The following is a 12,666-nucleotide window of genomic DNA, read 5'->3' on the forward strand; positions in this document are numbered from 1 at the left end:
CGTTATCAGAAAAGCTGATCGGACAGGCAGGATAATACGATTGGCATTGATCGTGAAGGCCTGATTAGAACGAGTCCACCCCCAAATGGAACCGAACCCGGAGACGCCCGATGGCCGAGAAAAAGATCATGACCACGGCGGGTGGTGCGCCCGTCGGCGACAACCAGAATTCGCTGAGCGCCGGCCCGCGCGGTCCCCTGCTGATGCAGGATTTCCACCTCCTGGAGAAGCTCGCCCACCAGAACCGCGAGCGGATTCCGGAGCGCACCGTCCACGCCAAGGGCTCGGGCGCCTATGGCAAGCTGACCATCACCGGCGACATCTCGAAATATACCAGGGCTTCGGCACTCCAGCCGGGCAAGGTGACGGAGGCCTTCCTGCGCTTCTCGACCGTGGCCGGCGAGCGCGGCGCGGCCGATGCGGAGCGCGACGTGCGCGGTTTCGCCCTGCGCTTCTACACGGAGGAGGGCAACTGGGACATCGTCGGCAACAACACGCCGGTCTTCTTCGTCCGCGACCCGCTGAAGTTCCCGGACTTCATCCACACGCAGAAGCGCCATCCGCGCACCAACCTGCGCTCGCCGACCGCCATGTGGGACTTCTGGTCGCTGTCGCCGGAGAGCCTGCATCAGGTCACGATCCTGATGAGCGACCGCGGCCTGCCGCAGTCCTACCGCCATGTCGACGGCTTCGGCTCGCACACCTATTCGTTCATCAACGCGGCGGGCGAGCGGTTCTGGGTGAAGTTCCACTTCAAGACGAAGCAGGGCATCCGGAACTGGACCAATGCGGAGGGCGCGGCCGTCATCGCGGAGGACCGGGAGTCGGCCCAGCGCGACCTCTACGAGGCCATCGAGAGGGGCGATTGCCCGAAATGGACCTTCTCGGTGCAGATCATGCCGGAGGCTGACGCCGGCAAGCACTGGTACAACCCCTTCGACCTGACCAAGGTCTGGCCGCATGGCGACTATCCGCTGATCGAGGTCGGCGAGCTCGAGCTGAACCGCAATCCCGAGAACTATTTCGCCGAGGTGGAGCAGGCGGCCCTCGCCCCCTCCAACATCGTTCCGGGCATCGGCCACTCGCCCGACAAGATGCTGCAGGCGCGCATCTTCGCCTATGCGGACGCCCATCGGTATCGCGTCGGCGTCAACCATCACCAGCTGCCGGTGAACCAGCCGCGCTGCCCGGTCCATCACTACCATGCCGACGGCGCCATGCGCTTCGCCGGCCATGCCAATCCGGACGCCTATTACCAGCCGAACTCGATGGGCGGACCGGTGGACGATCCGCGTTTCGTCGAGCCTGCGCTGCAACTCGACGGGGCCGCTGCGCGTTACAACCACCGTGATGGCAATGACGACTACCGGCAGCCGGGAGATCTGTTCCGGCTGATGTCGCCGGACCAGCAGCGCCAGCTGATGGACAATATCGCAGCCTCGATGCAGGGCGTTCCGGCGGAGATCATTCGCCGCCAGGTGGCGCATTTCTACCGCTGCGATCCGAACTACGGCATCGGCGTCGCCACCCGCATGGGTCTGTCGGTCGACGACCTGCCGCGAGCGGTGGCCGCCGAATAACCGCCTTCCGAAAGGACCTGCTCCGGCTGCATCGGGCAGGTCCCCGGCGGCGCCGGCATCGCGAACTGCCGGCGCCGCATTTTTCTCGAACCAAGCAGGAGATCCGCCATGGCTGCCCTTGCCACCCAGACCCCCACCAACCGTGCCGCCGCCGTCGGCGAGATCGTCACGGAGGCCGATGTCGGCGCGCTGAACGCGGCCCTGGCCGACCGGGGTATCGCTGCCGAGCGGATCATCTCGATCCTGCCGGTTGCGGCCCAGACCCTTGCCGTCGCCAGCCCGGCGCGTTTCCGCGTTCTCTATCGCCTGCACTGACTTTATCGCCTGTACCGACTTCGGGATTGCCAGGCGAGCCGAGGCGCGGCATGCGGAGGTGACGGCACCGTGCCGTCGCCCCGTCCCGTCCGAAGGTCCGCGTGCCACCGATGACCAGCGCCCGACAATCCGCCGTGGATGTGCTCGTCGTCGGGGCGGGAGCGGCGGGCATGATGTGCGCCATCGAGGCCGGCCGGCGCGGCCGGTCGGTGCTCGTGGTGGACCATGCCGACGCGCCGGGCGAGAAGATCCGGATCTCCGGCGGCGGGCGCTGCAATTTCACCAACCTCCATTGCAGCCCGAAGGCGTTCCTGTCGCGCAACCCGCATTTCGCGCGCTCGGCGCTGGCCCGCTACAGCCAGCATGACTTCATCGAACTGGTCGACCGCCACGGCATCGCGTGGCACGAGAAGACCCTCGGCCAGCTGTTCTGCGACGGGTCGGCCCGTCAGATCATCGCCATGCTGCTCGCCGAAATGGAGCGGGCAGGGGCGCGACTCGACCTGTCCACAAGCGTCGATGCCATCGACCGCGACGAAGCGGGCTTCACCGTGCGGCTGTCCACCGGGCCGGTGCGGTGTCAATCGCTGGTCATTGCCACGGGCGGCAAGTCGATTCCGAAGATGGGCGCCACCGGCTTCGGCTATCAGGTTGCGGAGCGCTTCGGCCTCGCCGTGGTCGCGCCGCGCCCCGGGCTCGTGCCGCTGACCTTCGGCCCCGACCTGCTGGAGCGCCTGACGCCGCTGGCCGGTGTCTCGGTCGAGACCGCCGAGGTCGCGCATGGCCGGACCCGCTTTCGCGAGGGGCTGCTGTTCACGCATCGCGGCCTGTCCGGGCCCTCGATCCTCCAGATTTCGTCCTGCTGGCACGAGGGCGAGGAGGTCGTGGTCGCGCTGGCGCCCGATGTCGATGTCATCGGCCGGCTGAAGGCCGCCCGCTCGGCCCATGGACGGCAGTCGGTTGCGGCCATGCTGGCCACGCTGCTGCCGCGCAGGCTCGCCCAGGCGGTCTGCGACATGGAGGCGATCGGCGGCAATCTCGCCGATTGCTCCGACCGGGTGCTGGAACGGGTCGCTCTGGCCGTGAACGGCTGGCGCATCAGGCCCGAAGGCTCGGAGGGCTATCGCACGGCCGAGGTGACGCTGGGCGGGGTGGATACGGCCGGGCTGGACCAGAAGACCATGGCGGCCCGATCCGTGCCCGGGCTCCATTTCATCGGCGAGGTGGTGGACGTGACCGGATGGCTTGGCGGCTACAATTTCCAGTGGGCCTGGTCGTCCGGATGGGTGGCAGGGCAAGCGGTGTGACCTTGAGGTCCGAGCATGGCGCCGCAAGGCGCAAGCCACTAGGCTGGCACAGCTTCCTCCCTGGCCCGGATTGCCGATGCACCCGCTCCTGAGACCCGCCGGCTCTGCCGGTGCCATTGCCGTCACCTTCGTCACGCCGCAGATCTGGCCGTCCGTTCGCGACCGCCTCAAACCAGCCCAGAAAGCGTTCCTTGGCGCCACGGGATACGAACCGAAGCCGGGCAAGGCGGCCGTCCTGCCCGACGCCAAGGGCGAGATCGGGGCCGTGCTGTTCGGCATCGAGGCAGAGGATGCCGCGCATCGCGACCCGCTGCTCGTCGGCCGCCTGCCGGGCCTGATCCCGGCGGGACTCTACCGGTTTGCCAATGATCCCGGCGATGCCGAGCAGGCGGTGCTGGCCTGGATTACCGGCCAGTACCGTTTCACCCGCTATGGCAAGGCGCCGACGAAGGAGGCCCTTCTCGTGCTGCCGGCGGGCGTCGACGAGGCGGCCGTGACCCGCGCCGCCGAAGCCGTGACGCTGGCCCGCGACCTGGTCAACACGCCGGCCAACGACCTCGGGCCGGCCGAACTCGAGGAGGCCGTCCGGGCTCTGGCGAAGCGCCACCGGGCGAAGGTTTCCGCGATTGTCGGCGAGGAGCTGATCCGCGCCGGTCTGCCGATGATCCATGCCGTCGGCATGGGCTCGCCGCGCGCGCCGCGCCTGATCGACCTCACCTGGGGCCGCGCCAACGATCCCCGGGTGACGCTGGTCGGAAAGGGCGTGTGCTTCGACACGGGCGGCCTCGACATCAAGCCGTCATCCGCCATGCTACTGATGAAGAAGGACATGGGCGGGGCGGCAGCCGCCATCGGCCTTGCCCACATGGTCATGGCGGCCAAGCTGCCGGTGCGGCTGCGCCTGCTGGTGCCGGCAGTGGAGAATGCCGTGTCGGGCCGGGCCTTCCGGCCGGGCGACGTGTTCCCCACCCGCAAGGGCCTGACCGTGGAGATCGGCAATACCGATGCCGAGGGCCGGCTGGTCCTGGCCGATGCGCTGGCGCTGGCCGACGAGGAGGCGCCGGAGCTGATCGCCGATTTCGCCACGCTGACGGGCGCTGCCCGCGTCGCGCTCGGCCCGGACCTGCCGCCGGTCTACACCCATGACGATGCGCTCGCCGCCGAACTGATGGCAGCCGGGCTGAAGGTCGGTGATCCGGTCTGGCGCCTGCCGCTCTGGAAGCCCTATGCGGCCGGCCTCGACAGCAAGATCGCCGACCTCAACAACGTGACGAGCGGCGGCTTTGCCGGCTCGATCACCGCCGCGCTGTTCCTCGACCGCTTCGTGGAGAAGGCGAAGGCCTGGCTGCATGCCGACGTCTATGCCTGGGTGCCTGCCGAGAAGCCCGGCCGGCCGCAGGGCGGCGAGTTGCAGGCCGCGCGCGCGCTGTTCGAGGTGCTGAAGGCGCGGTTCGGGTGACTTGCAGGATGCGACTGCGGCCTCGATCGAGGATGGGTTGATGACCGGCCCAGCCGGCCACGAGCTGTTCCCGATGGCTGCCTGACCGGCCGGTTCCCTCCGCGCTTTGCTCATCCTGACGGCCCGTTGCCCGTTCCCCGCCCATTCCCTATGGTCGCCCTCCCCACGAGGACGCGCAAAGAAACCAGGGCACATGGCGACCGACCAGACCTCCGGCCGACGCAACCGGCCGACCATCACCGATCAGGAGGCGCTGGCCTTCCACCAGACCGGCCGGCCGGGCAAGCTGGAGATCGTTCCGACCAAGCCGATGGCGACGCAGCGCGACCTGTCGCTGGCCTATTCGCCTGGCGTCGCCGTACCGGTGCTGGCCATTGCCGAGGACCCGGCCCGCGCCTTCGACTACACGACACGCGGCAACATGGTGGCGGTGATCACCAACGGCACCGCCATCCTCGGCCTCGGCAATCTCGGCGCGCTCGCCTCCAAGCCGGTGATGGAAGGCAAGGCGGTGCTGTTCAAGCGCTTCGCCGACGTGGATTCCATCGATCTGGAGATCGATACCGAGGATTCCGACAAGTTCATCGATGCTGTGCGCTATCTCGGTCCCTCGTTCGGCGGCATCAATCTGGAAGACATCAAGGCGCCCGAGTGCTTCATCATCGAGCAGCGCCTGCAGGAGCTCATGGACATCCCGGTCTTCCATGACGACCAGCATGGCACGGCGATCATCGCCGCCGCCGGCCTGATCAATGCCATGGACCTGACCGGCCGCGACCCCAAATCCACGAAGCTGGTGGTCAACGGCGCCGGTGCGGCCGGCATCGCCTGCGTCGAGCTGCTCAAGGCCATGGGCTTTGCTCCCGACAACGTTATTCTCTGCGACACCAAGGGCACCATCTGGCGCGGCCGCACGGATGGCATGAACCAGTGGAAGTCGGGCCACGCGGCGGTGACCGATGCCCGCACGCTCGCCGAGGCGGTGAGCGGGGCCGACGTGTTCTTCGGCCTGTCGGTGAAGGGCGCGCTGACCCGCGAGATGGTCATGTCGATGGCGCCGAAGCCGATCATCTTCGCCATGGCCAATCCCGACCCGGAGATCACGCCGGAGGAGGTCCATGCGGTGCGCTCCGACGCGATCGTCGCCACCGGCCGCTCCGACTATCCCAACCAGGTCAACAACGTTCTCGGCTTCCCCTTCCTGTTCCGCGGGGCGCTCGACGTGCGCGCCACCAAGATCAACATGGAGATGAAGATCGCCGCCGCCGAGGCGCTGGCGGCGCTGGCGCGCGAGGATGTGCCGGACGATGTGGCAGCCGCCTATGGCGGCGGGCGGCCCAAATACGGGCCGGAATATATCATTCCCGTGCCCTTCGATCCGCGCCTCATGTATGCGGTGCCGACGGCTGTCGCCAAGGCGGCGATGGAGACCGGCGTCGCCCGCCGGCCGATCGTCGACATGAACGGCTACAAGGCGCAACTCACCGAACGGCTCAATCCGGTGGCCGGCGTGCTCTCGCGCATCTTCGAGCGGGCGCGCCGCTCGCCGCGGCGCATCGTCTTCGCCGAGGGCGAGGAGGAGCAGGTGATCCGCGCCGCCCTGAGCTTCGTCAACCAGGGCCTCGGCACGGCCATCCTGGTCGGCCGCGAGGACCGGGTGCGGGAAACCGCCCAGGCGGCCGGGATCGAACTGCGCGATGGCATCGAGATCGCCAATGCGCGCCTGTCCACGCGCAATGCGGATTATGCCAGCCAGCTCTACGAGCGGCTGCAGCGCGAGGGCTACCTGTTCCGCGACTGCCAGCGCCTCGTGAACCAGGACCGCAACGTGTTCGGCGCCGCCATGGTGGCGGCCGGCGATGCCGACGGCATGGTCACGGGCGTCACGCGCAACTATTCCTCGGCGCTGGAGGATATCCGCCGGGTCATCGACACCAAGCCGGGGCACCGGCTGATCGGCTGTTCCATCGTGCTGTCGCGCGGGCGAACCGTGCTGGTGGCCGACACCGCCATCACCGAGATGCCGGGCGCGGAAGACCTTGCCGAGATCGCGGTCGAGGCGGCCCATGCCGCCCGCCGGCTCGGCACCGAGCCGCGCGTCGCGCTGCTCGCCTTCTCGACATTCGGCCAGCCCAAGGGCGAGCGCTCGGAGAAGGTGATCGAGGCCGTGCGCATTCTCGACGGCCGGCGCGTCGATTTCGAGTATGACGGCGAGATGGCGGCGGACGTGGCCCTGAACCGCGACCTGATCCAGGCCTATCCGTTTTGCCGCCTGTCGGGACCGGCCAATGTGCTGGTCATGCCGGCGTTCCACTCGGCCTCCATCTCCACCAAGATGATGCAGGAACTGGCCGGAGCCACCGTCATCGGCCCGCTGCTGGTCGGCCTCGACAAGCCGGTGCAGATCGTTCCTCTCGGGGCGAAGGATTCCGACATCGTCAACATGGCGGCGCTGGCCGCCTATAATGTCGGCGGATGAGCCCTTCCGGCAGCCTGACCGGCTGCCGGTAACCACCCGTCAACCCTGCCTCTTTACCCTCCCGTCATCATCAGGTGATGTTGCGGGAGTTGCGCGGTGGACGGATTGGCTCTGCTTGCGGGCGGTGCGGTCGCGCTGGTGGTTGCCGCGGCCGCCATCATCGCCCGCCTTGCCCACGCCCGCCGGGCCCTTGCCCGCAAGGTGGTGCTGCTGGAGGAATCGGTCGAGCATCTCACCGACCGGGTCTTCGAACTGGCCGAGAGCGAGGAGCGGCATCGCGGCCTGATCGACACGCAGGGTGACATCATCGTGCGCCGCGACCGCGAGGGGCGCATCACCTATGCCAACCGTGCCTTCGCCGAGCTTGTGGGGCTCGGTGCTGATCAACTGGTCGGCTCGGGATCCGGCGTCGACGTGCGCGCCCGCTCCGACGAGCGCCGCGAGGCGGACGGATCGGTCAGCGTGGACGAGTTCGTCGCCACGGCCCATGGCGGTCGCTGGATCGCCTGGCGCCACCATCCGGTGCGCGACGGCGAGGGGCGCTGCGAGGAGACCCAGTCGGTCGGCCGCGACATTACCGAACGCAAGGTTGCCGAGGTGGAGCTTGCCCGCTCGCGCGCCCGCGCGCAGGGCGCCAACGAAGCCAAGTCGCGCTTTCTCGCTACTATGAGCCACGAGATCCGCACGCCGCTGAACGGCATCATGGGCATGGCCGACCTCCTGCTCGACACGCCGCTGACACCCGAACAGAAGAGCTATGCCGGGGCAGTGAAGGCGTCCGGCGAGGCGCTGCTGACGCTGATCGACGACATCCTCGACTTTTCCAAGATCGAGGCCGGCCGGCTGGACCTGGAGCCGGCGCCCTTCGACCTCCTGCCGCTGGTGGAGGGGGTTGCCGAACTGCTCGGGCCGAGGGCGCAGGCCAAGGGTCTCGACCTCGTCGCCGCCGTCGATCCGGCGCTGCCCGGCCGGCTCGTGGGCGATGCCACGCGGCTGCGCCAGGTGCTGCTCAACCTGGTCGGCAATGCGGTGAAGTTCACCGAGAAGGGCGGCATCACCGTCACCGTCAGGGGTGAGGACGGGGTGCTTGCCATCGACGTCGCCGATACCGGACCGGGCATCGCGCCCGATGACGTGAAGCGCATTTTCGGCGAGTTCGAGCAGGGCGAGACGACGCTCGCCCGCCGCCATGCCGGCACGGGCCTGGGGCTTGCCATCTCCCGCCGGATCATCGCGCTCATGGAGGGCGAACTGTCGGTCACGACCGAACTGGGCCAGGGCTCGCGCTTCGGCTTGCGTGTGCCGCTGGCCCCGGCCGAGACCATGCCGCGGGCCCTGCCATCCCTCCACGGGCTGTCGGTTCTGGTGCTCTCGCCATCGGTGGTCGAGGCTCCGGTTCTCGCGGAGCGCCTGCGCGCGCGCGGGGCCTTGGCCCTCGCTGTGTCTGACGAAGCGGCAATTCCTGCCGAAGGCCGGTTCGACACCGTCATTCTCGACAACCGGCTGGGGGAGGACGCGATTGCCGCCTGCCTTGCCGGGCTTGGCGAGCGCGCCGGACGCACGGTGCTTCTGGTGACGCCAGCCGCCCGCAGCCAGGTGGCGATCTGGCGCCGGCGCGGCGTGACAGGCTGGCTGGTTTCGCCGGTGCGCGAGGCTTCGCTCTGCATGCAGGTTGCGCCGGGCGGGATGGTCGATGCCCCGCCGCTTGCACCAGATGCGGAACCGGATCGCCCCGCAGCCGCGATGCCGGCCCGGCCACTGACCATTCTGGTGGCCGAGGACAACGAGATCAACGCGCTGCTCGCCCGCAAGCTGGTGGAATCCATGGGCCACCGCCCGCTCTGGGCGCGCGACGGCCGCGCCGCCGTGGACATGGCCCTCGATCCCGAGCAGGGCGTGGACCTGGTCCTGATGGACATGCAGATGCCGGATTGCGACGGCCTGTCTGCGGCCAAGATGATCCGCGCCCGCGAGGCCGCCGGCCGCCGGATGCCTATCGTTGCGCTGACGGCCAATGCCTTCGTCGAGGACCGCGCGGCTGCGATCGCCGCCGGAATGGATGCCTTCGTCACCAAACCGCTGGATCGCGACCGTCTCGCCGAGACGATCGCCGAACACGCGGTGCCTACCAGTTCAGACCCCGGGCGCGAAGATCGTCGGAAAGCGAAGCGGCGTCGGTGAACAGCAGGGCATCCATGCCCTCGGCTCGTGCCGCCTCCACGTTGCGCCCGCTGTCGTCGATGAAGATGCAGGCGCCAGGCGTCAGGCCGTGACGCTGGCACAGGATCCGGTAGATGCGCGGGTCGGGCTTGTTGATGCCGACATCGCCTGACAGGACCAGGCCGGTGAAGTCTGCGAGAAACGGATAGGCCGGCACGGTCCTGTCAAACAGCTCGCGCGAGAAGTTGGAGATGCCGTAGACCGGGCCGCGCCGGGCAAGGCCCTCAAAAATGGCGCGCGTGCCCTCGACCTCGCCCGGAATGCTGTCCAGCCAGTCTGCATAGAAGCCGGTGATGGCCGCGCGATGATGGGGAAATCGACCAGCGAGATCAGCCACCGCCACCTCGACCGACCGGCCGGCATCCTGCTGCGCGTGCCAGCGGGCAAAGTCGATCTCAGCCATGAACCGCTCGATGGCCGTTTCGTCCGCAAAATGGCGGGCCAGGCCGCGCTTCGGGTCCCACCTGACCAGAACCTGGCCAATATCGAAGACGGGAATGGGTGCTTCGGGCATGTCTTTCTCGCGAATGTGTTCTTTCTGAACGCGGATTCTGACCTTGGAGGGCCGGCGCCGTAACCAGTTGCTAATGCGCAGCCGGGACAATGGTCTTTGGGCATTTGGTCACGGAAACATGACGGGCATCAAGCCTTCGACCGGGCGGCAGGAGGATCGGAGGCGTCCAGCGCTGCGGAGCGCGGAAGCCGGATTGCTCGCGCGCGCCTTGAAAATTGCCCGCATGGGCTACTGGCGGTGCGACGAGCGCGACAGCGGAACGCTGTGGATATCGCCGGAACTGGCCCTGATGTATCGCCTGCCGACCGAAGAGGGGCGGGTGACTTTCGAGGCCGTGCGCAGGGGCTATCTGGACGATGCTCCCGCCGAGCTTGCCCGCAATCTTGTCAGGTGCTGGACGGATGGGCAGCCCTATGTCGTGCGAGGCCGCTTCCGCGGCGAGAACGATGCGATCCTCGACTATGCCGTGCATGGCGAGGCCGAGCGTGACGAATATGGCCGCGTGGTCCAGGTGTCGGGCATCGTCCGCGATGTGACCGACGAGACGGCTGCCCTCGCGCGGCTGGCCCAGAGCGAGCAGCGGCTCGCCGATTTCGTCAGCACGGCCTCGGACTGGTGCTGGGAAACGGACGAGCAGCACAGGTTCCGGGAAACCCGGATCGATTCCTCCGAGGGCACGGTTGTTCGCGAGTTGCGGGTGGTGGGCATGCGCCGCTGGGATCTCCCGGTCGTGCCGCAGGACCGCGAGCGCATGGAGCAGCACCGCCGGGATGTCGAGGCGCACCAATCCTTCCGTGACTTCGTCTACACGGTCCGGTTCGCCGATGGCGTCGGCCGGACGGTCCGGTCCAGCGGCAAGCCGGTGTTCGATCCGTCGGGGAGCTTTGTCGGCTATCGCGGCACGGCGACGGATATCAGCACGCTGCGCGAGACTCAGGCCCTGCTGGACCAGCGGACCGATGCGCTGCGCGAGGCCCAGCGCATGGGCAAGATCGGGACCTGGTCATACCGGCTCGGCGAACCGCGCGTCCTGTGGGCGCCGGAGGTCTTCGCGCTGGTCGGCCTGGACCGCGAGACCTTCGACACCACCCACGAGAATGTCCTCGCCCGCTTCCTCGACGACAGCGGCGAGCGTCTCATCGCAGCGCAGAAGCGCGTGATGCGCACCGGCGGGACGGAATCGCTCGATGTCCGTGTGATGCGTGCGGACGGCCGGGCCGCCGACTTCGCCATCACCTGCAAGGCCGAGATGTGCGACGGCGCCGTGGCCGGCGTGATCGGCACGATGCAGGACATCACCGAGCGCAAGGAGACCCAGCGGCAGCTTGAGGAACTGGCCTACAGCGACCCGCTGACGGGCCTTGCCAACAGGGCGCTGTTCAAGCGGCAGCTCGCCTCGGTGCTCGATGCCTGCTTCCGGCAGGGCACGGCCTCCTCGCTCATGCTGATCGACCTCGACCGGTTCAAGGAGGTCAATGATTCGCTCGGTCATGCCGCCGGCGACGAATTGCTGACGCGCGTTGCGATCCGCCTGCGCGATGCATTGGGCCCGCAGGCCTTCATCGCCCGTCTCGGCGGCGACGAGTTTGCCGTCATTCCCCAACGCGGCGATGCCGGCCAGGACATGCTGGAACTGGGCGAGACCATCGTCGAGGCACTGACCGGTCCGATCGATCTTGCCAATGGCGAGGCCTTTGTCGGCGCCACGGTCGGTGTCGCCAACCTGCCGGAAGATGGTTCGACGGTGGATGACGCCATGCGCAACGCCGACCTCGCCCTCTACATGGCCAAGGAGGCCGGCCGCGGCCGCGCCATGGTGTTCGCGCCCGCCTATGCCCAGGCGGTGGAGCAGCGCCTGGACCTTGGCCGTCATCTGCGCCACGCGGTCGATGCCGGCACCCTTCACGCCCACTACCAGGCGCAGGTGGAGCTCGCGACCAACAAGGTGGTCGGCTTTGAATCGCTGCTGCGGTGGAACCATCCCGAGCGTGGGCCAATCTCGCCGGCGGAATTCATCCCGGTGGCGGAAAGCTCCGGCCTGATCGTCGATCTCGGCCTGTGGGTGCTGCGGGAATCGTGCCGCCAGGCCCGGTCCTGGCTCGACCAAGGCTATCCGACGCGAACCGTATCGGTCAACGTTTCGCCGGCTCAGTTCTGGAACATGGATTTCGAGACGGCGGTCTCCGCGGTTCTGGCCGAGACCGGCCTGCCGCCCAACCTCCTGTGCCTCGAACTGACCGAGAGCCTGTTCCTCGACCATTCCGAACACAGGCTGAACCGCACGCTGTCGGCGCTGGTCGGGCTCGGGGTGCGGCTGGCACTCGACGATTTCGGGTCCGGCTATTCCTCGCTCGGCTACCTCACCCGCCTGCCCTTCGACCGTCTCAAGGTCGACCGCTCCTTCGTCGAGGGCGTGGCGACGCGGCCGGAGAAGCGCAAGCTGCTCGGTGGCATCATCGCGCTGTCGCGCGGCCTCGGCCTGACCGTTGTCGCGGAAGGCGCCGAGCGCCAGTCGGAGGTTCGCGTTCTCGCCGAACTCGGCTGCGACCTCGTCCAGGGCTTCGTCTTTGCCCGTCCGGTGGCGCCCGAGGCCGCACCGCTCGTGGCAAGCGCCATCGAGCGCCAGGTCGTCGCCGCACCGGCGCCGTTGCCGGCGGCGCCCGTGCGGCAGGCCTCGCCGCCTCTGGCTCCGCTTGAGCCGGATGACGGGCTGCAAGCCGATGCCGACTACGGGGCGGCGCCGATCGGGGTCTGACCGGCGCGCATCGGTCGCGGTCGACAAGACAATCCCC

At 68.3% G+C, this 12,666-nt stretch carries 8 protein-coding genes; 7 read left to right on the forward strand and 1 reads right to left on the reverse strand.

Going from position 1 to position 12,666, the window contains the following annotated elements; all coding sequences use genetic code 11:
- Window positions 1-110: 110 nt before the first annotated feature.
- From ACTIFS_RS10905 to ACTIFS_RS10930, 6 genes are all read left to right on the forward strand, one after another.
- Window positions 111-1,580, forward strand: coding sequence for a catalase (locus ACTIFS_RS10905; RefSeq protein ID WP_439574113.1), 1,470 nt, complete (start codon window positions 111-113; stop codon window positions 1,578-1,580).
- Between the two features lie 108 nt (window positions 1,581-1,688).
- Entirely contained in the window at window positions 1,689-1,895 is a 207-nt protein-coding gene (locus tag ACTIFS_RS10910) for a hypothetical protein (protein ID WP_439574114.1), read from the forward strand.
- 110 nt (window positions 1,896-2,005) lie between these two features.
- Window positions 2,006-3,202, forward strand: a complete 1,197-nt coding sequence (locus ACTIFS_RS10915) for an NAD(P)/FAD-dependent oxidoreductase (protein ID WP_439574115.1) — start codon at window positions 2,006-2,008, stop codon at window positions 3,200-3,202.
- 76 nt (window positions 3,203-3,278) lie between these two features.
- Entirely contained in the window at window positions 3,279-4,661 is a 1,383-nt protein-coding gene (locus tag ACTIFS_RS10920) for a leucyl aminopeptidase family protein (RefSeq protein ID WP_439574116.1), read from the forward strand.
- A 193-nt stretch (window positions 4,662-4,854) separates the two neighbouring features.
- Complete coding sequence (locus ACTIFS_RS10925; protein ID WP_439574117.1) at window positions 4,855-7,140, forward strand: NADP-dependent malic enzyme; 2,286 nt, start codon at window positions 4,855-4,857, stop codon at window positions 7,138-7,140.
- Between the two features lie 96 nt (window positions 7,141-7,236).
- Entirely contained in the window at window positions 7,237-9,321 is a 2,085-nt protein-coding gene (locus ACTIFS_RS10930; RefSeq protein ID WP_439574118.1) for an ATP-binding protein, read from the forward strand.
- Here ACTIFS_RS10930 and ACTIFS_RS10935 read toward each other — a convergent pair.
- Window positions 9,266-9,874, reverse strand: coding sequence for an HAD family hydrolase (locus ACTIFS_RS10935; RefSeq protein ID WP_439574119.1), 609 nt, complete (start codon window positions 9,872-9,874; stop codon window positions 9,266-9,268). The genes ACTIFS_RS10930 and ACTIFS_RS10935 overlap by 56 nt on opposite strands.
- 193 nt (window positions 9,875-10,067) lie before the next feature.
- Here ACTIFS_RS10935 and ACTIFS_RS10940 point away from each other — a divergent pair, with 193 nt between their 5' ends.
- A complete protein-coding gene (locus ACTIFS_RS10940; protein ID WP_439574120.1) occupies window positions 10,068-12,629 on the forward strand; it encodes a sensor domain-containing protein in 2,562 nt (853 codons plus the stop codon).
- The last annotated feature ends 37 nt before the right edge of the window (window positions 12,630-12,666 follow it).

It is taken from the genome of Phreatobacter sp., assembly GCF_051860605.1.
In the GTDB taxonomy this organism is placed as follows: Bacteria; Pseudomonadota; Alphaproteobacteria; order Rhizobiales; family Phreatobacteraceae; genus Phreatobacter.